General features: G+C 70.6%; 22 protein-coding genes. 13 read left to right on the top strand and 9 right to left on the bottom strand.

Annotated elements, in window-relative coordinates:
- Positions 1-55 precede the first annotated feature (55 nt).
- Both LNW72_RS35175 and LNW72_RS35170 read left to right on the top strand, forming a co-directional pair.
- Positions 56-1,072, top strand: a complete 1,017-nt coding sequence (locus LNW72_RS35175; protein WP_250979081.1) for a LacI family DNA-binding transcriptional regulator — start codon at positions 56-58, stop codon at positions 1,070-1,072.
- A gap of 72 nt (positions 1,073-1,144) precedes the next feature.
- On the top strand, positions 1,145-2,263 hold the full coding sequence (locus tag LNW72_RS35170) for an aldose epimerase family protein (RefSeq protein WP_250979080.1): 1,119 nt from the start codon (positions 1,145-1,147) through the stop codon (positions 2,261-2,263).
- A gap of 70 nt (positions 2,264-2,333) precedes the next feature.
- Here LNW72_RS35170 and LNW72_RS35165 read toward each other — a convergent pair whose 3' ends face one another.
- Complete coding sequence (locus LNW72_RS35165) at positions 2,334-4,121, bottom strand: cellulase family glycosylhydrolase (protein WP_285371029.1); 1,788 nt, start codon at positions 4,119-4,121, stop codon at positions 2,334-2,336.
- 562 nt (positions 4,122-4,683) lie between these two features.
- On the opposite strand from LNW72_RS35165, the gene LNW72_RS35160 reads away from it, so the two are divergent.
- The 4 genes from LNW72_RS35160 (at position 4,684) to LNW72_RS35145 (ending at position 10,255) form a co-directional block, all read left to right on the top strand.
- On the top strand, positions 4,684-5,712 hold the full coding sequence (locus LNW72_RS35160; protein WP_250979078.1) for a glycoside hydrolase family 6 protein: 1,029 nt from the start codon (positions 4,684-4,686) through the stop codon (positions 5,710-5,712).
- A gap of 385 nt (positions 5,713-6,097) precedes the next feature.
- Positions 6,098-8,446 carry an AbfB domain-containing protein gene (locus LNW72_RS35155; RefSeq protein WP_250979077.1) on the top strand — a complete coding sequence of 783 codons (2,349 nt, stop codon included), beginning with the start codon at positions 6,098-6,100 and terminating at the stop codon, positions 8,444-8,446.
- Between the two features lie 316 nt (positions 8,447-8,762).
- Positions 8,763-9,611, top strand: a complete 849-nt coding sequence (locus LNW72_RS35150) for an alpha/beta fold hydrolase (protein ID WP_250979076.1) — start codon at positions 8,763-8,765, stop codon at positions 9,609-9,611.
- A gap of 68 nt (positions 9,612-9,679) precedes the next feature.
- Positions 9,680-10,255 carry a hypothetical protein gene (locus LNW72_RS35145; RefSeq protein WP_250979075.1) on the top strand — a complete coding sequence of 192 codons (576 nt, stop codon included), beginning with the start codon at positions 9,680-9,682 and terminating at the stop codon, positions 10,253-10,255.
- Here the strand turns inward: LNW72_RS35145 and LNW72_RS41800 are convergent.
- Both LNW72_RS41800 and LNW72_RS35135 read right to left on the bottom strand, forming a co-directional pair.
- A complete protein-coding gene (locus LNW72_RS41800; protein WP_308402080.1) occupies positions 10,220-10,510 on the bottom strand; it encodes a sigma factor-like helix-turn-helix DNA-binding protein in 291 nt (96 codons plus the stop codon). The two genes, LNW72_RS35145 and LNW72_RS41800, sit on opposite strands and share 36 nt — an antisense overlap.
- A 386-nt stretch (positions 10,511-10,896) precedes the next feature.
- Positions 10,897-11,367 (bottom strand): SLATT domain-containing protein, encoded by a 471-nt coding sequence (locus tag LNW72_RS35135; RefSeq protein ID WP_244809593.1) that lies wholly within the window; start codon positions 11,365-11,367, stop codon positions 10,897-10,899.
- 164 nt (positions 11,368-11,531) lie between these two features.
- Between LNW72_RS35135 and LNW72_RS35130 the strand changes: the two genes are divergently transcribed.
- Positions 11,532-11,804 carry a GlsB/YeaQ/YmgE family stress response membrane protein gene (locus LNW72_RS35130; protein WP_250979074.1) on the top strand — a complete coding sequence of 91 codons (273 nt, stop codon included), beginning with the start codon at positions 11,532-11,534 and terminating at the stop codon, positions 11,802-11,804.
- A gap of 48 nt (positions 11,805-11,852) precedes the next feature.
- On the opposite strand, the gene LNW72_RS35125 is transcribed toward LNW72_RS35130, so the two are convergent.
- Positions 11,853-13,451, bottom strand: coding sequence for a Na+/H+ antiporter (locus LNW72_RS35125; protein ID WP_250979073.1), 1,599 nt, complete (start codon positions 13,449-13,451; stop codon positions 11,853-11,855).
- A gap of 68 nt (positions 13,452-13,519) precedes the next feature.
- Between LNW72_RS35125 and LNW72_RS35120 the strand changes: the two genes are divergently transcribed.
- The 3 genes from LNW72_RS35120 (at position 13,520) to LNW72_RS35110 (ending at position 16,941) form a co-directional block, all read left to right on the top strand.
- Complete coding sequence (locus tag LNW72_RS35120) at positions 13,520-13,780, top strand: UBP-type zinc finger domain-containing protein (RefSeq protein WP_138354227.1); 261 nt, start codon at positions 13,520-13,522, stop codon at positions 13,778-13,780.
- A gap of 361 nt (positions 13,781-14,141) precedes the next feature.
- Positions 14,142-15,413: a serine hydrolase domain-containing protein gene (locus LNW72_RS35115; protein WP_250979072.1), complete on the top strand. Its 1,272-nt coding sequence runs from the start codon at positions 14,142-14,144 to the stop codon at positions 15,411-15,413.
- Positions 15,414-15,546: 133 nt separating this feature from the next.
- Positions 15,547-16,941, top strand: a complete 1,395-nt coding sequence (locus tag LNW72_RS35110; RefSeq protein ID WP_250979071.1) for a DUF1254 domain-containing protein — start codon at positions 15,547-15,549, stop codon at positions 16,939-16,941.
- Between the two features lie 47 nt (positions 16,942-16,988).
- On the opposite strand, the gene LNW72_RS35105 is transcribed toward LNW72_RS35110, so the two are convergent.
- Complete coding sequence (locus tag LNW72_RS35105) at positions 16,989-18,428, bottom strand: DHA2 family efflux MFS transporter permease subunit (RefSeq protein WP_250979070.1); 1,440 nt, start codon at positions 18,426-18,428, stop codon at positions 16,989-16,991.
- Positions 18,429-18,558: 130 nt separating this feature from the next.
- Here LNW72_RS35105 and LNW72_RS35100 point away from each other — a divergent pair, with 130 nt between their 5' ends.
- Positions 18,559-19,014 carry a MarR family transcriptional regulator gene (locus LNW72_RS35100; protein WP_250979069.1) on the top strand — a complete coding sequence of 152 codons (456 nt, stop codon included), beginning with the start codon at positions 18,559-18,561 and terminating at the stop codon, positions 19,012-19,014.
- A 121-nt stretch (positions 19,015-19,135) separates the two neighbouring features.
- On the opposite strand, the gene LNW72_RS35095 is transcribed toward LNW72_RS35100, so the two are convergent.
- From LNW72_RS35095 to LNW72_RS35085, 3 genes are all read right to left on the bottom strand, one after another.
- Positions 19,136-19,693, bottom strand: coding sequence for a PadR family transcriptional regulator (locus tag LNW72_RS35095; protein ID WP_250979068.1), 558 nt, complete (start codon positions 19,691-19,693; stop codon positions 19,136-19,138).
- Positions 19,694-19,800: 107 nt separating this feature from the next.
- The gene (locus tag LNW72_RS35090) at positions 19,801-21,822 is read right to left on the bottom strand and encodes an NADPH-dependent 2,4-dienoyl-CoA reductase (protein WP_250979067.1); all 2,022 of its coding nucleotides are present in this window, start codon (positions 21,820-21,822) and stop codon (positions 19,801-19,803) included.
- Between the two features lie 105 nt (positions 21,823-21,927).
- Complete coding sequence (locus LNW72_RS35085; protein WP_250979066.1) at positions 21,928-22,836, bottom strand: LysR family transcriptional regulator; 909 nt, start codon at positions 22,834-22,836, stop codon at positions 21,928-21,930.
- Positions 22,837-22,941: 105 nt separating this feature from the next.
- Between LNW72_RS35085 and LNW72_RS35080 the strand changes: the two genes are divergently transcribed.
- Together LNW72_RS35080 and LNW72_RS35075 are read left to right on the top strand one after the other, a co-directional pair.
- Positions 22,942-23,586, top strand: a complete 645-nt coding sequence (locus LNW72_RS35080; protein WP_250979065.1) for a helix-turn-helix domain-containing protein — start codon at positions 22,942-22,944, stop codon at positions 23,584-23,586.
- Positions 23,587-23,595: 9 nt separating this feature from the next.
- Positions 23,596-24,342 carry an SRPBCC domain-containing protein gene (locus LNW72_RS35075; protein WP_250979064.1) on the top strand — a complete coding sequence of 249 codons (747 nt, stop codon included), beginning with the start codon at positions 23,596-23,598 and terminating at the stop codon, positions 24,340-24,342.
- Between the two features lie 54 nt (positions 24,343-24,396).
- Here the strand turns inward: LNW72_RS35075 and LNW72_RS35070 are convergent, their stop codons facing one another.
- Entirely contained in the window at positions 24,397-26,082 is a 1,686-nt protein-coding gene (locus LNW72_RS35070; RefSeq protein WP_250979063.1) for a discoidin domain-containing protein, read from the bottom strand.
- Positions 26,083-26,476: the final 394 nt, after the last annotated feature.

Raw genomic sequence — 26,476 nt, 5'->3', positions numbered from 1 at the left:
AACAGCCGGGCCCGACAGCCCGGATCTCGACAGCTCGGCCGAAGGAAGGACATTCGTGGGCGCCAGCCTCAAGGACGTCGCGCAGCTGGCGGGCGTTTCCATCAAGACCGTCTCGAACGTGGTCAACAACTATCCGCACGTCACCCCCGGAATGCGCGCGAAGGTGCAACGGGCCATCGACGAGCTCGGCTACCGTCCCAACCTCACCGCCCGGCATCTGCGCAAGGGCCGCACCGGAATCATCGCGCTCGCCGTCCCCGAGCTGGGCAACCCGTACTTCGCGGAACTCGCGGGCGCCGTCGTCGACGCCGCCGCCCGGCACGACTACACCGTCCTGCTCGACCACACGGCGGGGGAACGGCAGAAGGAGATCCTGGTCTCGCAGGGCTTCCGCGCCCATGTCATCGACGGCCTGATCCTCAGCCCCATCGAGCTGGAGGCCGCCGACCTGCTGGGCCGGACCGACGACGCCCCGCTGGTGCTGCTCGGCGAGCGCGAGTACGACGCGCCCTACGACCAGATCGCCATCGACAACGTCTCCGCCGCGCGCACCGCCGTACGCCATCTCACCGGGCTCGGGCACCGGCGGATCGCGTTCCTCGGCGCCCGCAGGGAGAGCGCCAGGCAGCCCGCCCATCTGCGGCTGCGCGGCTGGCGGGAGGAGCTGACCGCCGCCGGACTGCCCTGCGACGACTCGCTGGTGGCCGCCACCGACGGCTACGGCCGGGTCGACGGCGCCGCCGCCATGAACGCCCTGCTGGACCGCGGGGAGCGGCCCGACGCCGTCTTCGCGTACAACGACCTGATCGCGATCGGCGCGATGCGCGCGCTGACCGACCGCGGGCTGCGGGTACCGGACGATGTGGCCGTGGTCGGCTTCGACGACATCGAGGAGGGGCGGTTCTCGACCATCGCCCTCACCACAGTCTCCCCGGACAAGCAGGCCATCGCCCGGCTGGCGGTCGAACGGGTGGTGGCCCGGCTCGCGGGCGCCCCCGACCTGGTGCCGGAGCGGATCCAGCCCGGCTACACGCTGGTGGCCAGGGAGTCCACCGCCCGCCGCCCCGGCTGACCGCGGTCGCCCTTCCCGGGCACCGCCTGCCGCGTAACCGTCCTGGCACCACACTCTTCCCGAGGACTCACCATGCCCCGACCCGCAGCGCACCGTGAACCGTTCGGCGTCACCCCGGACGGCCGGGCCGTCGACCGCTGGACGCTGCGGTCGACGACCGGAGTCACCGCCGAGGTCCTCAGCTACGGGGGCATCCTGCACGCCCTCACGGTCCCGGACCGCGCGGGCCACAGCCGTTCCGTCGTCCTGGCGTTGTCGGACCTGGAGAGTTACGCCGCACCGAACCCGTATGTCGGCGCCCTGGTCGGACGCTACGCCAACCGCATCGCGGGCGGCCGGTTCACCCTCGACGGGCAGGAACACCACATACCGGCCAACGACCACGGGCACGCCCTGCACGGCGGCCCCGAGGGTTTCAACAGCCGGGTGTGGCAGGCGGAACCGGTCGGAGACGGCGCCGACGTACGGCTGACGCTGTGCAGCCCCGACGGCGACATGGGGTTCCCCGGTGAGCTGACGGTGACGGCGACCTACGCGCTCGACGACCGGGGCACGCTCTCCGTCACCTTCGAAGCCGTCACCGACCGGCCGACGGTCATCAACCTCACCCATCACGCCTACTTCAATCTGGCGGGAGCGGGAGTGGGGGCTGGGGCGGGAGTGGGCGTGGGTGTGGAGGCCGGGGCGGAATCGGGCGCTGTGCTGGACCACTGGCTGAGCGTCGGCGCGGACCGCTATCTCCCGGTGTCGGCGGACGCGATCCCGCTCGGACCGGCCCGGGAAGTGACCGGCACACCCTTCGACTTCACCGCACCGCGCCGGCTGGGCGACGGCCTGGCGAGCGACGATCCGCAGCTGAAGGACGCCGACGGATACGACCACTGCTGGGTCCTGCGCCCGCCGGAGGGTCCTGACGGTCTGCGGTCCGCCGCCCAGTTGCGGGATCCCGGGTCAGGACGGGAACTCCAGGTCTGGACGACCGAGCCCGGCCTCCAGGTCTATACGTCCAACCACCTCGACGGCTCGCTCAGCGACGCCGAAGGCAATCGCCATGAACGGCACGGCGCCGTCTGCCTGGAGACCCAGCACTTCCCCGACTCGCCGAACCGGCCGGCCTACCCCACGACCGTGCTACGACCCGGCACCGCTTTCCGCAGCCGCACCGAGTTCCGCTTCCCGCACCTGCGCTGAGTCTTGGTGGGTGGTCCCGTGGGGCGGCGGGTGCGCCGCCCCACGGGGCCGGTCGGGAATGCCGATCCGGTCAGGACGCGGTACAGGTCAGCGTGGGCGATGTGTTGGTGCCGCTCCAGGTGCCCTGGATTCCGAAGGAGGTCGACGCGCCGGGAGCGATCGCGCCGTTGTACGCGAGGTTCGCGGCGCTCACCCCCGTACCGGACTGCTGGACGGCCGCGTTCCAGAAGCTCGACACGTGCTGCCCGTCGGGCCAGGTCCAGTTGACCGTCCAGGACTTACTGGGAGCTGTCCCCGAATTGGTGACGGTGACAGTGGCGTTGAAGCCCGGTGTCCACTGGCTGTCGACATGCCAGCCCGCCACGCACCCGGAGCCACCACCACCCCCGCCGGGGGCCGTGGTGGCGGTGACGGCACCGGACGCGGGCGAGGCATTCCCGGCCGCGTCATGGGCCTTGACGGTGTAGACGTACGCGGTCGACGGGGTCAGACCCGTGTCGGTGTAGGTGGTACCGGTGCTGCTGCCGGCCAGTGCGCCGCCACGGTAGACGTCGTAGCCGGTGACGCCCACGTTGTCGGTGGCCGCGCCCCAGGACAGGGAAGCGGTGGTGCTGGTGGTGCCGGTGACCGCGAGGTTCGGGGGCGCGCCCGGCGGCTGGGTGTCGCCGCCTCCACCGCCGGAGCCGAACGAGGGCGCCTTGATGCTGCTCAGATAGGCGTCCTTGGCGGTGTTGACGGTGGTCCAGTCGTCGTTGAGTATCCCGCCGGTGTCACCGGAGTTGGGGTTCCAGGACCAGAACGTCCACTGGAAGGTGTCGCCTCCGTACTGGGCCGTGGGGCGCAGATACTGCACGAGCGTCCTGAGCCAGGTCTGGTCCACGGAGGACTGCAGGGTGGTGCCGAACTCCCCCAGCCAGACCGGGGCGGTGTTCTGCTGGAAGAGATAGCCCCAGTTCTTGTTCCAGATGCCCGCCATGTTGTTGGGGAAGGTGGGGTCGCTGAACCAGGTCTGGGCGAAGACGCTGGTCGCGTAGTCGTGTGCGGAGTACACCAGCCGGTTGGCGATGTTCAGCCGGACCGGGTTCTGGCCGGCGCCCTGCAGGTTGCCACCCCACCAGTACGAGTCGCCGTTGTAGGTCTGGATGCCCTCGACGAAGACGAGGAGGGACGGGTTGGCGGCGAGCACCGCGTTCCCGCCGCGCTCGGCCGCCAGCCGCCAGTCGACGGAGGTGTCGCCGCAGCCCCAGCAGGCCGGGTCGTGCGGTTCGTTGTGCAGATCGATGCCGATGACGGCGGGGTTGCCCCGGTAGCGGGTCGCCAGCGCGGTGAGGTCGCCGATCCAGGTCGACTCGGGGACCGCTGCCGTGTACCAGAGCGCCGACTGGGCGCTGGAGTCGGGACGGTGCCGGTCCAGGATGACCTTGAGGCCGATCGTCCCGGCATAGTTGACGATCTTGTCCATCACCTGAAGCGACGTCAGGCCCGGGAGATCGGCGTTCATCCCGCCGGAGGTGTTGATGCCGTTCGGGACGGTGCCCTTGAAGATGTCGTCGCTGTACGGCAGCCGGATCGTGTTGTAGCCCAGCGACTTCATCTGGTCGATCATGCTCTTGTAGTCGCGCGACCAGAGGCCGTGCGGCACGTAGTTGGCGGTCTCGAACCCGAACCAGTTCACTCCGGCGATCCGGACCGGCTGGTTGGCCGCGTCCAGGATCTGCCGTCCGCTGGTGTGCCAGTAGCCCGCTCCGACGGCGGATGCGTTGGCCACGGCTGCGGCGGGCTCGGTACGGGCGGGTAAGGCGGTGTCGGCGGCCTGCGCGCCCTGGGTTCCGGCGAGCGGGATGAGCAGCGCGGCCATGACCGCGACGGCGGTGCCGGCCGTGCGCAGTCGGCGCAAGAGATGGAGCACGTCCCTGTTCCTCTCTGACGGTTCAGCTCGGATGGTGCGGCTCTGGTGGTGCGGCTCTGGTGGTGCGGCTCTGATCATTCGCTCGTGGGAGCGCTTCCACTTTTCCCGGAACATCACCTCCGCAATACACGTCGAGGGACTGGCCAGAAGCAGGGATCTGCGGCACGATTCCTTCAGTTTTCATAGCCACGAACGACCACCACGGCCCCGCGCCATAGAAGCGACGCACGCAGGCGGCGTCAAGATGCCGAGCAGTGTTCATCTCTTGAACGAACATTCCCGATGCGAATCGAAGAGGAAGTGGGCACAATGAACCGAACATCTTTGGGAGCGCTCCCATATCTCCGTCGCTGGGCCACGTTTCTGACCGCCACAGCGGCCGCCACCGCGACCGCGTTCTGCGTCCTGCCCACCCCGGCCGCAGGCGCCACCACCACGACCAACGACCACTCGCTCCCGGCCGCCACCCGCTTTCTACACCGACCTCGACAGCAAGGCGGCGCACCAGGCGGTGGCCGACCTCAGGGCGCACGACTACGCCGGCGCCCTGTCCATGGCGAAGCTGGCCTCCTGGCCGGTGGCACAGTGGTTCAACGGCACGAGCACGCCTCAACAGACCACCGCCGACATGACGAACCTGCAGGCCAGAGCGGCGCTGCAGCACCAGGTGCCGGTGGCGGTGGCCTACAACGTGCCGGGCCGCGACTGCTCCCAGTACTCAGCGGGCGGCGCATCGAACTCCGCCGAGTACACAGCGTGGATCGACGCCCTCGCCCGCGGCATCGGCGGCCACCGCACCGTCGTCGTCCGGGAGCCGGACGGTCTGGCGCTGAGCCCGGCGTACTGCGGCGGCACCGCCGCTCAGCAGGCGGACCGGATCGCCGAGATCCGTGGCGCCGTGCAACGGCTGGAGCGACAGCCCGGCGCGGTCGTCTACCTCGACGCCGGGCACAGCGCCTGGCAGAACGTGGGCGTGATGGCCGGGTTGCTGGTCGAGGGCGGCATCGCCCAGGCGCAGGGCCTCTTCCTGAACGTCTCCAACTACCAGACCGACGCGGACCTGATCCGTTACGGCACCCAGGTCGCGCAGTGCACCTGGTACCTGCGCAACGTCCCCGGTGCGGCAGCCGGCGACTGCGCGAACCAGTACTGGCCGGCCGCCGACGCGGACGCCTGGTACGCGAACCATGTGCCCGCGGATGCCGTGCTCCCGCACTTCGTGATCGACAGCAGCCGCAACGGCCGGGGTCCGTGGACCCCGGCCGCCGACTACAGCGATCCGCAGACCTGGTGCAACCCTCCGGGACGCGGGCTGGGCACGCGGCCCACCGCCGCCACCGGAGTCCCGCTGCTCGACGCGTCTCTGTGGATCAAAGTCCCCGGGGAGTCCGACGGCAGTTGCACGCGCGGCACTTCGGGACCGACCGATCCGGAGTACGGCATCACCGACCCGGCCGCCGGCGTCTGGTGGGCGGACCAGGCCCACGGGCTCGCCGATCGCGCCCGGCCGGCCCTGACGTGGAACCTGGGCCGGCCGTAAGCCGGTACGCGGTGCGGCACACCTGACCGGACCGCACCGCGTACCTCCCCACACCCGGCCACCACACGCGCCACCCCGTCCAACCGGGGTGGCGCTGCGCTTTACATCGTTAAATGACAACGATGGACCTCTCCACCCCCACGCCGATGGTAAAGCTCCAGGCAGCACCGGTGCCGCGCCCTTGCCACGGGCACAACAACCCCTTTACCGCAGTGGCCGATTGCTGCCGGAGGTCTGGACAGTGACTTGGCGGCGTGCTGTCATTCCGCTGGGCATGGCATTTCCAACGTTAGAAGAACTGCTGCCAACGCCCCTTGATCCAGAAGGGCTTGCACAGCACGACGACGGACCCGGCACGGCCCACCCCCACGAAGGAGCCGCTCTGATGAAACGTCCACCCGGCACCGGGCACCCGCCCTGGAGGCGCCGGCTCGTCTCCGCGTTCGCGGTACTGGCGCTCGCCGCCGGCGCGCTGGCCGCCCTCGGTCCGGCGCCGGCCAGTGCCGCCGCCTGGTCGCCGAAGCCCTCCCCCATGACCACCCCCTGGACGAACCAGGTTCCGGTCGACAACCCGCTGCCCGAGTACCCCCGCCCCCAGCTCACCCGGCCCGACTGGGCCAATCTCAACGGCATCTGGGACTTCGCCGTCACCGGCCGCGACGCCGCCCAGCCCGCGACGTTCACCGAGCAGATCCGCGTCCCGTTCGTCGCCGAGTCCGCGCTGTCGGGCATCCAGCGCAAGATCACCCAGAACGACAAGCTCTGGTACAAGCGCACCTTCACCGTCCCCGCCACCTGGAACGGCCGCCGCGTACAGCTCAACTTCGGCGCCTCCGACTGGCAGACGACGGTGTGGGTCAACGGCCGCCAGGCCGGGACGGCGCACAAGGGCGGCTACGACGGCTTCGGTTACGACATCACCTCACTGCTGACCGGCGGTTCCAACACCGTCGTGGTCTCGGTCTACGACCCGACCCAGACCGGCGGCCAAGCCGTCGGCAAGCAGCGGATCAACGATGTCGCACCGCACCCGGGCGGCGGGATCTTCTACACCGCCGCCTCCGGGATCTGGCAGACCGTCTGGCTGGAGCCCGTCGCCGCCGCGCACATCACCCGCGTGGACATGACCCCGAACCTGGCGAACAACACGCTGCGCGTCACCGTCAGGGGTGACGGCATCAGCGGCCAGAGCGCCAGGATCACCGTCTCCACCGGAGGCACCACGGTCGGCACCGCGACCGGACCCGTCGGCACGGAGTTCTCCGTCTCCGTGCCCAACGCGCATCGGTGGAGCCCGGACGACCCGTTCCTGTACGACGTGCGCGCCGATCTCACCAGCGGCGGCGCGACCGTCGACTCGGTCGGCAGCTACACCGGGATGCGGTCGATCGCGGTCGCCAAGGTCGACAACATCATGCGGCCCGTCCTGAACGGCACGTTCGTCTTCCAGAGCGGCACGCTCGACCAGGGCTTCTGGCCCGACGGCATCTACACCGCGCCGACCGACGCCGCGCTCAGGTCCGATCTGCAGGCGCACAAGGACCTGGGCTTCAACATGGTCCGCAAGCACATCAAGGTCGAACCGCAGCGCTGGTTCTACTGGGCCGACCGGCTCGGGCTGCTGGTGTGGCAGGACATGCCCGCCATGGACACGGGCAAGTCACCGGACAGCGCGGCCCGCGCCCAGTGGGAGACCGAGTTCCACGCGGTCATCGACCAGCACCGCAGCTCCCCCGCGCTGATCCAGTGGGTGGACCAGAACGAGGGCTGGGGCCAGTACGACCAGGCCCGTATCGCCAACGACGTCAAGGCCTACGACCCGTCCCGCCTCGTCGACAACATGAGCGGTGTCAACTGCTGCGGCTCCGTCGACGGCGGCAACGGGGACGTCGTCGACAACCACAACTACGTCGGTCCTGGCAACACCGCTCCGAGCCCCACCCGCGCCGCCGTGCTGGGTGAGTACGGCGGGCTCGGCTTCAAGGTGGCGGGCCACGAGTGGTATCCGGGCGGCGGGTTCAGCTACGAGGACCAGCCGAGCCTGGCGGCCCTCAACAACCGGTTCACCGGACTGCTCGACGCCATCCGCCTCAACCAGTTGCCCGCCGGTCTCTCCGCGTCGGTCTACACCGAGATCACCGACGTCGAGAACGAGGTCAACGGCCTGCTCACCTATGACCGTCAGGTCATGAAGGTCGACGCGGCCCGGGTGAAGGCCGCCAACCGGGCTCTGATCAACGCCTCCCTCAACCCGCCGCCACCGGTCGTCCTCCCCGTCGGCCAGTACAAGTCCCTGCGGGTCACCACACCGGGCTTCACCAACCGGTATCTGCGCCACTCCGACGCGCTGGCGTACACGGAGGTCGTCGACGGCAACAGCGGCGCGGTGCTGAAGAGCGACGCGACCTGGAAGATCGTCACCGGCCTCGCCAACAGCGCCTGCTACTCCTTCGAGTCCCGCAACTTCCCCGGCGAGTTCCTCCGCCACCAGAACTTCCGGGTCCGGCGGGATCCCGACGACGGATCGGCGCTCTTCAAGGCCGACGCCACCTTCTGCGCCGTCCAGGGCTACGGCGGCGTCCGGTTCTCGGCCGCCAACTACCCGGGGAGCTACATCCGGCACATCAACGCCGAGGTCTGGCTGGCCACTCCGGGCGGCGGTCACACCTGGGACAACCCGGCCACCTTCACCGAGGACACCACTTGGTCCGTCGATTCACCGTGGGCGCCGTGAACTGAGCACGACGCCGGCCCACGGGACGCCCTGACCGGCGGCTGGACGGGGTTCCGCCTCCCTCCTCGCCCCTCCAGCCGCCACCCGGCGCCCCGCATGTGACCCACCGCACACGGAAATCCGGGCAGCCCGGGGATTGCACGGACCGCCGCCGCCCTCTCCACCGGCACAGGGACAAGGGACAACACACGGAAGGCGGTCCCATGCCGGTCCAGAGGACACCCGGAGCCCGCACACCGCGGACGGCGGGAACAGCGACACCACGGGCAACGGCCGGGGAGACGACGTCCCCCGGCCCTACCCTCCCGTTCCGGGAGTGCGCCACCACCACGTCCTGGTCGACGGCGTCCGGCTGCACTACGCCGAGGCCGGCGACCCGGGCGCACCGCCGGTGCAGTTCGTCCACGGCTTCCCCCAGCACTGGTACACCTGGCGGCACCTGCTGCCGGGGCTGGCCGGTGAGTACCGGCTCATCTGCCTGGACATGCCCGGCTTCGGCTGGTCGGAGGCGTCACCCGGCGGCTACGGCACGGACCGGCGGGCGGCGGACCTCGTCGCGGTGCTGGACGCGCTCGGGCTGGAGCGGGTGCGGCTGCTCGCCCATGACTGGGGTGCCTGGGCGGGGTTCCTCGCCTGCGCCCGGTCTCCGGAACGCTTCAGCCACTTCCTCGCGCTGAACATGGTCCACCCCTGGCCCACCCGCCGGAACACCCTCCGGCACGCCTGGCGCTTCTGGTACACCGTGCTGCTGGAGTGGCCGCCGCTCGGCCGCCAGGTCCTGCGGCGCTGGCCGGCGTTCACCCGCTACCTGCTGCGACGCGGGGTGGCCGACCGCTCGGCCTGGCGCGCGGGCGAGATCGAGGAGTTCGCCACCGCGGCCCGGCAGCCGCGGAGCGCGCGAGCCGGTGAGGGGATCCACCGCGCGTTCGTGGCGCACGACATCGCGGCCCTGCGCCGCAAGGAGTTCCACTCCCTGCGGCTGACCGTCCCGACCTTGATCCTGGCGGGCGAGCGCGATGTGGTCATCCCGCCAGGACTGCTGGCGGGCGGTGAGCTCTTCGCCGACACGCTGGCCGTCGAGGTGCTCCCGGGCTGCGGGCACTGCCCGCAGCACGAGCGGCCGGAGCTGGTCGTGGCGGCGGCCAGGCGTTTGTTCGCGAGCTGAGTTGATGCGACGCTCTGCCGCAGACAGTGCGAAGGGGAGCCGATCCGATGAACGAAACGCGATGAACGATGCCCCATGAACGACGCCCGGTGAACGGCGACGCCGACTGGCCGCAGGCCGGTCTCGATCCGCTGCGGCGTCTGCGGGTGGTCGCGGGGGCCTCGAAACACGCCCTGTTCGTCGAGCACCACTTCGACGCCGCCCCGGACCAGGTGTGGGCGGTGGCCGCCGACCTCGAGGGCGAACTGCCGCACCTCATCCCCGGCCTGCGCTCGTTCACCGCCGAACGGGCCGCGGATCGGGGGTCGGACGATGATCAGCGGTTCAACGACCGGCTGTCCGACGAGCGGCTGTCCTTCCGGGCGGTGAGTGTTCTCGGCCACCGGGAGCGGTTCGAGGTCGTGCTGCGGCCGGGCTGGTGTCTAATGCAGAGCCGATTGCTGGCCGGTGGCATGGCCGCGGTGCCCGACGGGTCGGGCACCCGGTTCGCCTTCTTCAGCGCCTACCGCTCCCCGGCCGGCGCCGCCCTCCAGTGGCTGCGCCGGCCCGGGGCTCGGGCGCGCGGCGCCGCCCTGATGGCCGCGCTGCAGCGGCGGATCGGCGCACGGTCACTTCCCGGCGCCGCCCCAGGCGCCGCGGAATGACCTCCTGGCCCGGAACAGCCGGGATCTGACGGTTCCCAGCGGGACCGCGAGCACCCGCGCCACTTCCTGTTCATCCAGCCCTTCGACATGCCGCAGCATCAGAACGGCGCGGTGCTCGGGCGACAGTCTCCGCAGCACGTCGCCGATGTCCTGAGCGAGTTCCGGATCGCCCGGCGCGGGCAGTTCTGACAGCTCCGCCGGGACCGTTCGCTGCCGCTGCTTCGCGAGGCGCACGGCCTCGCGGACGGCGATCACCCGCACTCAGCCGAAGAACGCCGCGGGCTCCTTCAACTTCCGGATGTGGCGGAAGACCGCGATCAGCGTCTCCTGGGCCGCGTCGTCCCCGTCCTCCAGGGCCACCGGGCCGCAGATGCGGCCGACGTACGGGTGAGGACGGTGAGCAGTTCGTCCATCGCCAGCCGGTCGCCGCGCTGCGCACCCGCCACCAGCCGGGCCAACGCGGCCGGATCCCGCTCCCCCGCACGGCTTTCGCCGGCTTCCTCCGCCACTGCGCCCCCATCGGCCGGGGCCGGCTCCAACACCGGCTCCGAGCTGTCCCGCGAGGGCCGTTCCCGTGGCGTTCAAGGGCTACCGCGCACGTCAACCACCCTTCCGGCGGGCCGGGATGATGCCGCCGGGCCTCACACGATGCCCGGGCCGGCGTCCGATCCCGACCGCGCTCCGCGCCGGTGGACGGCCCAGCTCTGGATCTCCGCGGCCGAGACCGCCTCGATCGCCTCCACCAGCACCCGGCGGGCGTCGGCGTCCCGTTCGTCCTCCGGCAGCAGCCGGTACCGCTCGACGGCCGGGCGCAGCCGCGACCAGGACTCGGCGGCCAGCACGTAGCGCTCGGTGTGGTTGAAGACCTGGCGGAACCCGCCGATGAACACGGCGATGCCCGCCACGGTCGCCGTGACGGCGGCGGGCGCCTGGATTCCGGCCGCGACCACCGTGGCGGAGCCCGCCGACAGCGCGCCCAGTTCGGTGGTCCAGTGCCATCTGCGAGCGCCGTCGCGAGTGCGCGCGTACCAGTCCAAGTCCGTGAGGGCATAGGCCAGTACGGGGTCGTCGGGGGCCGGTGGCGGGGCGGGAGTCCGTCTGCGTATCAACACGCGAACATGTTGCCCCGCGATCGGGGCAGACGGAACGCATCAGGGAAGACCGTTGTCCGAAGTGGCACCCGGGAACCCCTCGCACCTGGGCTGCGTCCCTTTCGGTGCGGAGGGAACGCGGGTTCGCCCCGCGGAAGTGGTACGTCGAAAGGAAGGCACGCACCATGGGCATTATCGCCTGGATCGTCCTCGGACTCATCGCCGGGGTCATCGCCAAGGTTCTGCTGCCCGGACGTGATCCCGGCGGCATCATCATCACCACGCTGATCGGTATCGCGGGCGCGTTCGTCGGTGGCTGGCTCTCCGCCCGTCTCCTCGACAAGCCCGTCGGGGACCATTTCTTCGACCTGGCCACGTGGGGTGCGGCCATCGGCGGCTCGCTGGTCCTGCTGATCCTCTACCGGATATTCTTCGGCGACTCGCGCGCACGCCGCTGACCGCGCGGCGCTGACCCGCGCAGTACCCGCAGCAGCGGCCGGCCGCCGTCAGCCCGTCTCCTCGCGGTAGGCGGCGGCCTCTTCCAGGTCCAGTCGGCGCAGCAGCGTCCGGAGCATCTCGTCATCGATGCGCCGGGCGTCGCGCAGTTCCACGAACACCTCACGTTCGGCCCCGATCATCCGTCGGGCGAGCCGCCGGTACGTGCCGTCCGCGGACTCCCCGGTGGCCTCGTTGACCGCGCCCAGCCGCTCCCACACGGCGTTGCGCCGCCGGTCCATGACGGTGCGCAGTCGGTCGGCGAGCGGCTGCGGCAGGTCGTTCCGCCCCTCGGCGAGCAGTTCGGTGAGCAGACGTTCCGCGGCGGCCGAGGCCTCGCTCTGGGCCTGTGCCTCGGCGAGCGTCTCGGCGCGGACGTCGGGGGACGGGATCTTCAGCCAGCGGATCAGCGGTGGCAGGGTGAGGCCCTGGACGACCAGGGTGGCGATCACGGTGGTGAACGTCAGGAAGAGCACCAGGTTGCGGGCGGGGAAGGCCTCGCCGTCGTCCATCGTCAGCGGGATCGAGAACGCGATGGCGAGCGAGACGACGCCGCGCATCCCGGCCCAGCCGACGATGACGGGCCCGGTCCAGTTCGTGTCGGGTTCGCGCTCCCGGATGCGGGACGAGAGCTTGCGGGGCAGGAAGGTCGCGGGGAAGACCCAGGCGAAGCGGGCGGCCACCACGACGATGAAGACCGCGAACGCGTACCAGATGGCCTCCCCCACCCCGTATTCGCCGAGCCCGCCGAGCACCACGCGCAACTGCAGCCCGATGAGGGCGAAGACCGTCGACTCCAGGATGAAGCCGACCATCTTCCACACCGCCGCCTCCTGGAGCCTGGTCGCGAAGTCGACCTGCCAGGAGCGGTGTCCCAGGTAGAGCCCGACGACCACGACGGCGAGCACGCCCGACGCCCCGACGCGCTCGGCCGCGGCGTAGGCCACGAACGGGATGAGCAGCGACAGGGTGTTCTGGAGCAGCGGTTCCTTCAGATGGGTGCGCAGCCAGTGCAGCGGCACCATGAGGATGAGGCCGACGACGACACCGCCCGCCGCGGCGACGGCGAATTCCCTGATGCCCTCGCCCCAGGTGGCTCCCTCTCCCACGACGGCGGCCAGGGCGACCTTGTACGCGGTGATCGCGGTCGCGTCGTTCACCAGTGACTCGCCCTGCAGGATCGTGGTGATCCGGTTGGGCAGCTTGAGGCGCCGCGCGATGGCGGTGGCGGCGACCGCGTCGGGCGGGGCGATCACGGCGCCCAGCACCAGGGCGGCGGTCAGCGGCAGGTCGGGCACCACCAGGTAGGCGACGTATCCGACGGCGATCGTCGCGAACAGCACATAGCCGACGGAGAGCAGCGCGACCGGCCGCGCGTTGGCCCGCAGATCGAGGTAGGAGCTGTCGAGGGCGGCCGTGTGCAGGAGCGGCGGCAGCAGCAGCGGCAGCACGATCTCCGGGTCGAGGGTGTAGTCGGGGATGCCCGGCACATACGACGCGAGCAGCCCGGCGGCGACCAGCAGCAGCGGCGCGGGCACGGGCGTGCGGCGAGCCGCGGCCGCGATCACCGCACTGCACGCGATCAACATCAGCAGTGGCATGGCATCCATCAGCTTCGGCCCGTTCCCATCTCGTTCTCGTTCTTCGAATGCTCGTCACTCGCTCTAACCTGGCAATCATGAGCGAGTGCCCGCATGTTCCCGACCTGCCGCGCCTCGAGCCGGCTCCGCTGAGCGACACCTGCCTGGAGTGCCTGGCCGTGGGCAGCCATCCGGTGCAGCTCAGGCTATGTCTCGTCTGTGGCCATGTCGGCTGCTGCGACTCGTCGCCGTACCGGCATGCCACGGGGCATTTCGAGGAGACCGGGCATCCGGTGATGCGGAGCTTCGAGCCGGGCGAGAGCTGGAGCTGGTGCTTCGTCGATCTGCACCTGGTCTGATTCCCGGCATCCGGCGCTGAGGCGGGGTGCGCCGCAGGACAGCCGCGGGACAGCAGACAGCAGCAGGCCCGGCAGGTTCGCACGGGGGTGGCGGCCTGCCGGGCCTGTGGAACAACGGTAGCGAGGACACCAGAGAAAATTCGACGTCTGGCCCGTAACCCGTGCTGCGGATACACGACACGGCGCAGGCACGCATTAATCCCGCGGATCGCGCGCCGAAATGTCCTCGCCAACCGGTTGGCCGAATCCTGCCGGTGACATTCGGGGTCTGTCAACGAGTGGAGCCATCGACGGCGTCCTGCCCCACGCGGCACACAAGCCGCGCACAGCAAGGGATTCCGTACCGATGGAGAGGAACTCCATGTCGAAACTCCACTTCGGCCGGGGCGTACTGGGCCTGACGGCCGCGCTCGCGGCGGGCGCGACCCTCTTGGCCGGGCCCGCCACCGCCGCCACGACCGCCCCCTCCCCCGCACCGCACTCGGCGCCGGGGGTCCCTACCGGGCACGCCGCCACCCAGGCCGCCCTCGACGGAACCGTCACCGCGGGCGCTCCCGGTGTACAGGCCAAGGCGCAGGTGGGCGGTGACACCTGGTTCGGTGCGGCCGGCACCGCGGATCTGGCGTCAGGGCGTCCGTTCCGGCCCGGTGACGAGTTCCGGATCGGCAGCATCACCAAGTCGTTCGTCGCGACGGTGCTGCTGCAACTGGAGGCCGAGAAGAAGCTGAGCCTGGACGACACGATGGACCGGCTGCTGCCGGGCGTGATCCAGGGGAACGGCAACGACGGCCGGCACATCACGCTCCGTCAGGTGCTCAACCACACCAGCGGGCTCTACAACTACACGGAAGACCCGGCGATCCGGACCCGGATGGGCGGTCAGGGATTCCTCGACCACCGCTACGAGACGTACCGGCCGCAGCAGATCGTCGCGATCGCCCTCTCCCATCCGCCGAATTTCGCACCGGGCACGTCCTGGAGCTACTCCAACACCAATTACATAGTCGCCGGCATGGTGGTGCGGAAAGTGACCGGCCATTCCTACGCCCAGGAGATCGAACGGCGCATCCTGCGGCCGCTGGGTCTGCGCTCGACGAGCGTGCCCGGCACCTCGCCCACGATTCCCGGCCGCCACGGCCGCGCCTATTCGGTGCTCTTCGCCCAGACTCCCGACCGGCTCTACGACGTCACCGAGTTCAACCCTTCGCTGGCCGGCTCGGCGGGCGAGATGATCTCCACCACCGCGGATCTGAACCGCTTCTTCAGCGCTCTTCTGCGCGGGCGGCTGCTCCCGGCCCAGCAGCTCGACGAGATGCTGACCACCGTGTCGACCGGCCCGGACACCCCCGACCTCCGGTACGGCCTGGCCATGATGTCCGTGCGGCTGCCCTGCGGGGTGACCGTCTGGGGCCATGACGGCGGGATCTTCGGTTCCTCCTCGTCCGCCACCACCACCCGCGACGGCCGGCACAGCCTCTCCTCCAACATCAACGCCGACTGGGTCGAGAGCCCGGTCTCTCCCGTGGTGGCGGAGTTCTGCCCGTCCTCTCCCGCCCACGACACCGCATCCCCGACCACCGCAGCACCCGCCGGCGCGTTCCGGACCACCGTGGCCCGGACCACGGGCTTCTGACCGCACCGCCGGTCGTGGTCCCGGTCCGGTCACCGCCACGCGAGGGCGGGACCGGGGCCGGGGCCGTTCCGGCGGGTCGGGGCGGGTGCGGGCTCCGGCTGCGACCTGCGGATTCCGCCCCTACGCTCGGTCCATGGACACGCCTGCGGCCCACCCAGGACGGCTCGGCTCCGTGGTCATGGACGGCGAGCTCCCGCGCCGCGAAGACCTCGGCATCGTCTTCGACGAGCTCGACCACCAGATGGCCACCCAGGCGTATCTGTGGGCGCTGCCCCTGGTCTCGTACGCGCAGTGGCAGCGGGTGCACACCGAGGAGTTCGGGGCGGGCCCCAGCGATCTGGTGCACTACGAGAGCTATCGCGACCGGCTGGGCCTGATCACCGCCAACGCCACCACTCCCTACATCCTCGGCTTCATCGACCTCGGCATCACCGGACCGCTCGTGGTGGACCTGCCGGCCGGGCCCACGGCGGGCGGTGTGTCCGACTTCTGGCAGCGCGAGATCGGTGCGATGGGTGAGATGGGCCCCGACCAGGGCGAGGGCGGGCGCTATCTCATCGTCCCGCCAGGCCAGGACGTGCCCGACGATGCCGACGGCTACCACGTCCTCACCGCGACCGGCATGAACGTGATGTTCGGCTTCCGCACCCTGGGAACCGACGCGGCGCAGGCCCAGCGGCTGGTGGACGCCGTACGGCTCTACCCCTACGCGCACCGCGACGCGCCCCCGCCGACCAAGGTGCTCTCGCCGGCCGGCCGGACGTGGTCCGGGGTCCAGCCGAAGGGGCTGGAGTACTGGGAGCGGCTGCACGAGATCTACCAGTCCGAGGTCGTCGACGAACGCGACCGCTTCTTCCTCGCCATGCTCCGGCAGCTGGGCATCGAGCAGGACAAGCTCTTCACCCCGGACGAGCGGATGACGCGCATTCTCACCGAGGCCGCGGCGGCCGGCGAGCTGATGGCGCAGGCGAACGCGTTCGCCAAGCGGTTCCCCGGCTCCCGCTACTGGCCCGACCGGCAGTGGGACCTCGTCCTCATGCTCGACCGCTCCGATCAACGCGCCGCCGGCTACGACCAGCTGCTGGAGCGGACGGCCTGGTTCTACGAGGCGGTCAGCTTCTCCGCGGCCATGAAGAGCCGGACCCCCGGGCTCGGACAGGCCTATCTGGGCACCTACACCGACATGGACGGCCGCTGGCTCGACGGCGCCCGCCGGTACACCCTCCGTGTGCCCGCCGACCCGCCCGCGAAGCTGTTCTGGTCCGCGACGGTCTACTCCGCCGACACCCGCTGTCTGATCGACAACCCGCAGGAGCGCGGCGACCGCGGATCGCGCGACCCCGAGCTCGAGTACAACGAGGACGGATCGGTCGACCTGCACTTCGGACCGGAGGCCCCGGCAGGCAGGGAATCCAACTGGGTGCAGACCGTCCCCGGCCGCCACTGGTTCTGCTACTTCCGCCTCTACGGCCCCCTGGAGCCGTACTTCGACCACAGCTGGAAGCTCGACGACATCCACCCCGCCTGAGATCACTCTCCGAGCTCCCTGCCTGAGGCCCTCGCCCCCGCCCCGGGTCATCGGCCGACCGCCGGGACCGGCACCACGGGCGCCGGAACAGCGGCCCTGCTGTGGTTCCGCACCAGCAGGCAGGCGAGGGCGCCCGCCAGCACCGCCGTGATCGGCAGGACCGCGGTGACGTGCAGGGTGGCGATGAAGGCGTCGGCGTACGTCCTGCCCGCGTGGAGCTCCGCGGCGAGCCGGCTCTGGAGCAGGCCGCCGACGGTCGCCGCCCCGATGACGGAGCCGATCTGACGGATCGTGTTGTTGACGCCGGAAGCCGCTCCGGCGAGCCGGGGATCGACATTGCGCATCGCCTCGGTGGACATCGGGGCGATCACGCAGCCGACGCCGAGGCCCGTGACGATCGTCGCCGGGACGAACGCGTACCAGGGGCTGGCGGGGCCGGCGATGAGCACGATCGAGAGCATCCCCGCCGCGTACATCACCAGACCCGCCATCAGCAGGTATTTGCCGCCGATGCGGTCCGAGAGCCGCCCCGCGAACGGTCCCACCACCATCGACACCACCGAGGAGGGGGCCAGCACCAGACCCGCCTTGACGGCGCTCAGGTGCAGCACCGACTGCAGATAGAGGTTGAAGGGCAGCACCAGGCCGATCATCGCCATCGACACCAGTCCGACGAGCACGGTCAGCACGGTGAAGTTGCGGTCGCGGAAGAGAGCGAACGGCACCAGCGGCTCACGGTCCTGGTGGCGGCGCTGGTGCAGCACAAAGGCCACGGTCAGTGCGACTCCGGCGGCCAGCAGCGCCCAGATGCCCGTAGCCCAGTGGTAGTGCTCGCCCTCCTGGAGGCCGAACGCCAGCGAGAACAGCGCCGCGGTGGCGATCAGAACACCGGTCAGGTCGAAGCGATGACCCCGCCCGGAGCGGATGTCGGGCACGACGAGGAAGGTCAGCGCGAGGGCGGCCACCCCGATGGGCACGTTGACCAGGAAGATCCAGCGCCAGCCGACCGTGGAGACCAGGACTCCGCCCAGCGTCGGTCCCGACAGGGTGGCCAGACCGGCGACGGTGCCCCAGATCCCCATCGCGGTACCGCGCCGTGCGGCGGGGAAGACCGAGACGATCAGGGTCATCGTCTGAGGTATCAGCAGGGCCGCGCCCACCCCCTGGACGGCTCGGGCCGCGATCAGCGCCCCGGCGTTCGGCGCCAGCCCGCAGGCGATGCTGGCCAGGGTGAAGACCGCGAGTCCCGCCGCGAACAGATTGCGCGGTCCCCGCAGGTCGCCGAGCCGGCCTGCGGTGATCAGGAGGACCGCCAGGACCAGGGCGTAGCCGCTGACCACCCAGAGCGTCAGGTCGAGGGAGGCGCCGAGCCCGTCGATCATCTCCGGGATGGCGATGTTCACGATCGTCAGGTCCAGCAGTGTCATGAAGAAACCGAGGGAGAGCGTCAGGAGGACCGCCCAGGGGTTCCCGTGCCACTTGCGCATGATCGAAGGCCTTCCGTCCGTCCACGGCCCGGTGTCCCCCGCGCCCTGCCCCGACCATATTCCATCTTTTTCGATGCATCAAGAGCAATGCATCAAGAAAGATGTATCGATGGCGATGTATCTTGGGCGCATGAACGGAGTCGAGCTGTTCCTGCTGGGACGCACCCTGATGAAGATCGGCGAGGAGGCCATGCCGGAACCGGCGGGCGGCGGCACCCACCCCGGCAGCGTCCGCTCGGTGCTCGTCGTGGCGAGCGACATCGCCACCCATCCGGACAGCGCCATCGGCGAGATCGCCGCGCGCACCGGCCTGCCGCAGAGCCAGGTCTCCAACGCCGTGGCGCGACTGAAGGAGGCGGGCTCGGTGGTCACCTCGGCCGACCCGGCCGACCGCCGCCGCCTGCTCGTCCGCCAGGCGCCCGAGATCTCGGCCCGGGTGGAGCAGGTCCGGGCCACGACGATCGAGAGCGCGCTCATCGCGATGCTCGGCGCCGACGACCCGCGCCGCGTTCAGGAGGTCACCGACGCCCTGGACGTACTGGCCCGGCACTTGAACCCGCAGATGACCGGCCGGCCGAAGGAGTAGCGGGTCGGGCACCCCCGCTCCCTCGCGACATCAACGTGGATCATCGGAGGCGGGATCGGCGCGTCGCAACGTCAGCGCGTCGCAACGTCAGCGCGTCGCGACGTCAGCCCGCGTCGCGACGTCAGCCCGCGTCGACCTCGTCCGCGGCGTCCGGCCGGCGGAACTCCGCCAGGGCTTCGGTGAGCCACTCGATCCAGAACGTCTCCAGCCCGATCCCGGCGCGCAGCACCAGATGCCGCAGCCGGTCCTCTCCACTCGGGTTCCCGGCGGCGAAGTCGCGCTCCTCGATCGCCGTGTAATCGGCCAACTGCCGCCGGTGGTCAGCGAGATGGCGTTCCAGCTCGGGTTCGAGGCCGTCCCGGCCGACGACCGCCGCCGCGCGCAGGCGCAGCAGCAGGGCGTCGCGGATCGGCTTGGGGTCCTGACTGGTGGCCACCCAGGTGGTCAGTTCCGCACGGCCCGCGGGCAGTACCTCGTACTCGCGCTTCTGGCCCCGGGACGGCGACTGGGCGAGCGCGTGGATGAGGCCGCCCTGCTCCAGCTTTCCCAGCTCGCGGTAGATCTGCTGGTGGGTGGCGGACCAGAAGAAGCCGATCGAGCGGTCGAACCGACGCGTCAGCTCCAGCCCCGAGGACGGCTTCTCCAGCAGGGCGGTGAGGATGGCGTGCGGCAGCGACATGGTCTTACGACACCTCTCTGGGACCCGGTCGTCCGGCCGGGGCGTCCCGGCCGGACGATGGACGTACTGGGAGGCATCCTAGGATCGGCGCCGCCGGCGCACCGCCGTCAGAGCGCCGCCGCCAGCTCGGTGCCCTGACGGATGGCGCGCTTCGCGTCGAGTTCCGCGGCGACGTCGGCGCCGCCGATGAGGTGCGCCGAGTGCCCCGCCTCGCGCAGCGCCTCGTACAGGTCGCGGCGCGGCTCCTGGCCGGTGCAGAGAACGACGGTGTCGACGCCGAGGACCTCGCTCCTGCCGTCGACCGTCACATGGAGGCCGGCGTCGTCGATGCGGTGGTAGGTGGCGCCGGCGACCATCGTGACGCCGCGGTGCCGCAGTTCGGTGCGGTGGATCCAGCCGGTCGTCTTGCCCAGCCCCGCGCCGACCTTGCTCTCCTTGCGCTGCAACAGGTGCAGGCTGCGCGGCGAGGTCGCCCGCTGGGGCTTCCGCACTCCGCCCCGCGTCTCGTAGCCGGGGTCGATCCCCCACTGGCGGAAGAACGCCTCGGGGTCGAGGCTCGCCGAGTCGCCGCCGTCGCTGAGGAACTCCGCCACGTCGAAGCCGATGCCGCCGGCCCCGAGGATGGCGACGGACTGCCCGACGTGTGCCCCGTCGCGCAGCACGTCCAGGTAGCTGAGGACGCTGGGGTGGCCGACTCCCTCGATGTCGGGTGTACGGGGGACGACGCCGGTGGCGAGCACGATCTCGTCGAACCCTTCGGCGGTGAGGGTGTCGACGGTGACGGTGGTCTTCAGCCGGACGTCGACGCCGTGGAGCTCCAGCTGCTCGCGGTAGTAGCGCAGCGTCTCGTTGAACTCCTCCTTGCCCGGGACCTTGCGGGCGATGTTGAGCTGTCCGCCGATCTCGGTGGCGCCGTCGAAGAGGGTGACCGAGTGCCCGCGTTCGGCCGCCGAAACCGCGAAGGCGAGTCCGGCCGGCCCGGCGCCGACCACCCCGACGCTCTTGCGGAGCCTGGTCGGCCGGAGAATCAGCTCGGTCTCGTTGCAGGCGCGGGGGTTCACCAGGCAGGACGTGATCTTCCCGCTGAACGTGTGGTCCAGGCAGGCCTGGTTGCACCCGATGCAGGTGTTGATGGTGGCGGACCGCCCGCGCCGGGCCTTGGCGACGAAGTCGGGGTCGGCCAGCAGCGGGCGGGCCAGCGAGACCATGTCCGCGCAGCCCTCCGCGAGCAACTGCTCGGCCAGTTCCGGGGTGTTGATGCGGTTGCTGGTCACCAGGGGGATGCCCACGGAGCCCATGACCTTCTTCGTCACCCAGGTGAAGGCGCCGCGCGGCACGGACGTCGCGATGGTCGGGATCCGCGCTTCGTGCCATCCGATGCCGGTGTTGATGATGGTCGCGCCGGCCGCCTCGATCTCCTGGGCGAGGGTGATCACTTCCGCGAGGGTGGATCCGCCCGGTATGAGGTCGAGCATCGAGAGCCGGTAGATGAGGATGAAGTCCGGGCCGACCCGCTCGCGGACCCGGCGCACGATCTCGACCGGGAAGCGGATCCGGTTCCGGTACTCGCCGCCCCAGCGGTCCTGCCGCTGGTTGGTGGGCGCCGCGATGAACTCGTTGAGCAGGTATCCCTCGGACCCCATGATCTCGACGCCGTCGTAGCCGGCGAGCTGCGCGAGCGCGGCCGCCCGTACGAAGTCCTCGACGGTCTGCTCGACCTCGTCATCGGTCAGCGCGTGCGGGGTGAAGCCGCTGATGGGCGCCTGGAGGGCGCTCGGCGCGACGAGATCGGCGTGGTGCGCGTACCGGCCGAAGTGCAGGATCTGCATCGCGATCTTCGCGCCCTCGCGGTGCACGGCCGCGGTGACCGCGGTGTGCTGCTCCGCCTCGGCCTCCGTCGTCAGCTTGGCGCCGCCCTCGTACGGGCGCCCCGCGTCGTTGGGAGCGATCCCGCCGGTGACCATGAGGCCGACGCCGCCCCGGGCGCGGGTGGCGTAGAACTCGGCCATCCGCTCGAAGCCGCGGGGCGCCTCCTCCAGACCGACGTGCATCGAACCCATCAGCACCCGGTTGGGCAGGGTGGTGAAGCCCAGGTCCAGCGGGCTCAGCAGGTGGGGGTAGTCGCTCATCAGGGGGCCTCCTCGCGCGAACTCGTAGCGCAAGTTCTAGACGAGTCGAGCCGATTATGCAACAAGTTGCATAGACGGGGGCGGCCACCGCGTGGGCCACGAGGTCTAGGCGGGAGCGTCCTCCGTCCGCTCCGGCAGTGCGGCGCGGGCCTGCCGGACCAGGGCGCGGGCCGCCGGGCCGGCCGGCCCCTCCGTGCGCCAGGCGAGCGCGAGGCGCCCGCGAAGCTTCGGCCGGCTCAGGTTCACGGCGTGCAGTTCACCGGGGTAGGAACGGGCGAGGGACTCGGGCAGGATCGCCACGCCCAGCCCCCGGATGGCGAACTGCGCGAGGACGGTGGGATCCCCCGCCTCGAACGCGATCCGCGGCCGGAAGCCCGCCGCGGCGCAGGCGTGGTCGACCACGGTGCGCAGCCCGGTGCCGCGTGGCAGGCACATCAGGGGACGGCCGGCGAGGGCGTCGAGTGCGATCGAGGTCCGGGCCGCCAGCGGATCACCGGGGGCCACGGCGACGACGAACGGCTCGTCGACGACGACCTGCACCCCGATCCCCGGCGGGAGCTCGCCCGCCAGGCTGACGACCGCCACGTCCAGCCGCCCGGTGAGCAGCGCGTGGAGCAGATTGTCCGAGGTGTCCTCGATGAGGCCGATCTCCACCGCCGGGTGGCCGTGATGGAAGTCGGCCAGCAGCCCGGCCACGTCGACGGCCTGCCCGAGCGAGGTCACGGTGCCGACCGCGACATGCCCGCGGACCAGCCCGGTCAGCTCCTCGACGGCCTGCCGGGCGCCGACGACCGCGGCGAGCGCCGCCCGCGCGTACGGCAGCACCGCGGCGCCCACTTCGGTGGGCCGGACGGTGCGGCCCGAGCGGTCCAGCAGGTCCTGCCCCAGCTCGCGTTCCAGCTGCCGGATCTGGGCGCTCACCCCGGGCTGCGCCACATGGAGCTTGGCCGCGGCCTTGGTGAAACTCGCCTCTTCGGTGACCGTCACGAGGTATTCCAGCTGGCGCAGTTCCATAACCCGGAACGCTAGCAGTCGCACCTTCCAGTCCGATGGCTTATGGGCTCAACCGACAAGAAGATGCGTCTGGACAAAAATAATCGTCGGTGAGAGTGTGGAGCCATGTTGGACGTGACAGTGATCGAGGACCCGGCGGCAGCCGAGGTCTCGCTTGCGCCGATAAGGGCCCGGCTGCTCGCCGAACTGATGGAGCCCGCCTCGGCGACCATGCTGGCCGCCCGGGTCGGCCTGCCCCGGCAGAAGGTGAACTACCACCTCAAGGCGCTGGAGCGGCACGGCCTGATCGAGCTGGTCGATGAGCGCAGGAAAGGCAACGTGACGGAGCGGCTGATGCGCGCGACGGCCGCGTCGTACGTCATCTCCCCGCTCGCGCTGGCCGCGGTGCAACCCGACCCGGCCCGCTCCCGTGACCAGCTCTCCGCCCGCTGGCTGCTCGCGGTCGCCGCGCGCCTGGTGCGCGACGTCGGCACGCTGCTCACCGGCGCGGCCAAGGCCCGCCGGCCGCTCGCGACGTTCGCACTGGACGGCGAGGTGCGCTTCGCCTCCGCCGCCGACCGGGCGGCGTTCATCGAGGAACTGGCGGCCGGCGTCGGCGCGCTGGTCCTCAAGTACCACGACGCGTCGGCGGAGGGCGGCCGCGACCACCGTGTGGTCGTCGCCGTCCACCCCACCGTCAAGATGCCGCCGGCCGGCCCGGCCGAGCCGCTGCCCGCCGCGGACGTATCACCCACTGACAAGCCCGTATAAGGAGTCACCATGTCCAAGGAATTCGAGATCGTCCGGGAGTTCGAGGTCCAGGCGACCCCCGAGCAGGTCTGGGAAGCGCTCACCGAGGGGACGGCCGGCTGGCTATGGCCGATGGAGTACGAGCACCGCGAGGGCGGCGCGGCCCCGTTCGGCGGCACCGTGACCGCCTGGGATCCGCCGCACCGGCTCACCGGCCGGATGGAGACCCCGGAGGGCGCGGAGAACCAGACGTTCAATCAGCTGGACCACGTCATCGAACCGCGCGAGGGCGGCCGCGCCTGGGTGCGCTATGTGCACAGCGGCATCTTCGTGGACGACTGGGACAACCAGTACGACGGCGCCGACAAGCACACCGACTTCTATCTGCACACCCTGCGGCAGTACCTGGAGCACTTCCCCGGACTGACCCCGGTCTACGCCGCCGTCGAGGGCCCGGCGGCGTCCGGCGCGCCCGATGCGTTCACCGTGCTCGGGCGGGCGCTGGGGCTGCCCGACGACGCGGCGGCGGGCACCGCGGTCCGGGTCGGGCTGCCCGGCCCGGACGCGGTCGACGCCGTGCTCGACTACCGCAACCAGTACTTCATCGGACTGCGCACCGCCGACTCGCTGTACCGCTTCTTCGGCAGGAACGCCTTCGGCGGAACGGTCGGTGTCGTGGTGCACCGGTTCGGCACCGGCCAGGACGCCGACGCCGAACCGGGCGTGAAGAGGACCGAGGCCGCCTGGCAGAACTGGATCGACGGAGTGTTCGCCTGACGGTCCGCGGTGAACGCGCTGGAACGCGCCGTCAGCAGGCCCTCAGGACCCCTCTCAGGACCCGTAGACCTGGAACTCGGCGACCTGTCCGGCCGGCCACCCCGTGTTGGCGGTGAAGCTGAGCCGCAGGTACCGGACGGTCGCGGTGGCCGGGAAGGTGATGGTGGCCTTGTTGCCGGTGGCCGGGTCGAAGGTGTGGCCGGCCGGGCCGGCCACCGTGGTGAAGTTCGAGCCGTCGGTACTGCCCAGGACGGAGAGCGTCTGGGTCCTGGTCCCCCAGGCGGTGGCCGGCGGCACGGACAGAACGACCCGCTTGGTGCCGGTCGCGGCACCGAGATCGACCTGCAGCCACTGCGGGAACGCGTTGTTGGCGCTCTCCCAGTAGCTGTTCGCGTCACCGTCGACGGCGTTGCCCGAGCCGTAGCCCTGTGTGTGGCTGCTCTCCGACGTCGGCCGGTGCAGCGCGAGGTTGGTGTCGACGGGCGGGGGCCCGCCGCCGGTGACCGGGGCGGTCGGGCGGACCGGGGTCAGCGCGAGCTGCCCCTTGAGCATTCTGCCGCCGTCGGCCGTGAGCCGCAGATAGTAGTCCGCCGAGCAGGCCGTCCCGTCCTCGTCCAGCCCCAGCAGGCCGGAGCCGACCGGGACGGCCGCCGACGTCTCCGCCGTCTTGGCGATCTGGTTGCCCTCGTTGTACTCGTCGAACATCGAGATGTAGATGCCCTGGGCGCCCGCCCGGACCACGTTGTAGAACTGCCGCCACATGAAGTCGCCGTGCGCCCGCTGGCGTCCGCCGACGTCGCCGGGGAGCACGCACGGCTGGTAGTCGATGCCGTGAGCGTTGCAGTCGGCCTGGTCGGGCACGGTGCACAGGTCGTAGAAGTGGTCGGAGTCGCCCGCGTTGCCGATGCGGCCCACCATCCACGGGGAGAGCATGTGGAAGGCGTGGTAGACGTCGAGGTAACCGGGTTTTGAGTCGTTGACGCCGGTGCGCCAGTACGTCGGCACGCCGCCCATGACGTAACAGCCCTGGCCCTTGAACCAGTTGACGACGTCGAGGCAGGCCGCCGGAGACCAGGGGTGGTTGTCGTCGGCGAAGCCGAAGCCCCAGATGCCCACGACCGGCTTGCCGTTCTGCCGCGCGTACGCGGCTGAGGACGTGAGCGCCGACATCTTGGCGGTCCAGTCGGCCTTGATCTCGGGCTGCATGTTCGCCCAGCCGCTGACGTCGTACATGACGTAGAACTTGCGGTCGTTGGCCTCCGCCGCGGTTCTGACCTTCCCGGCCATCGCGTCGCGGGTCGCGCCCTCGCCGCCGTTCGGGTTGAACCGCTGCAGGGCGGCGGTGTCGCAGCCGTTCTGCCGCATCGACAGGAAGTGGGCGTCGACCGTCTGCTGGTCGTAGGAGGAGAAGAGCGTCGCGGGCTGCCCGTTGCCGAGGTTGCCGTAGGCGGTCCGGTAGGCGCCCGTGTAGTCCCGCATGTCGGGCCATGCCCTGATCGCGTTGTTGGACGGGGACGGCGGCTGGGACCAGTTCTGGCTCCAGTGCCACCAGCCGTTGATGGGAGCCCCGTCGCCGGGGGCGGCGAACCAGCCCTGATAGCCGACGGTGATCTTCCCGACCACGTCTCCTGGAGGGCTCGCGGCCACGGCCGCCGCCCCGAGTGTCCCGGTGGCCGGCAGGGCGCCGAGGGCGACTCCCGCCGTCACCGATCCGATGAACACCCGGCGTGAGATTCCCATGTGGACTCCTCCCGTTGTGCACGGTTGCGCGCCGTTGACCGGTCAGCGGCAGATCGTAGCCACGGCGAAACACCGACGCAATAGAGCGCGCTCGATGAGCAATATATGTGAAGAGATCTGCAAATTAGGCCCACTTGCAGCTCGCAATGGGTGGAGTCCGGCATTCCATCCGCCGAACATCCCCCGACCGCCCCACAGTTCCCTGCCGGACCAGTCGGTTCCGGACACCCACAAGCCGATCTTGCGGGGGCGTAGACGTGGCTGTAGCACGTCTGTAACACTCTGCTAACTCAACGCAAATTCATTGCAGAGTGATGTTCATTCCTCACCGTTTTCCGCAACTTCGACGGCGAGAGCGTGGCCGTGGCCTCACTCGCCCCCCACTCCTGACACT

This window comes from Streptomyces sp. RKAG293 (assembly GCF_023701745.1).
Lineage (GTDB): Bacteria > Actinomycetota > Actinomycetes > Streptomycetales > Streptomycetaceae > Actinacidiphila.
The sequence above is the reverse complement of the archived record's forward strand: the minus strand, read 5'-3'. Positions and strand labels throughout refer to the sequence as shown.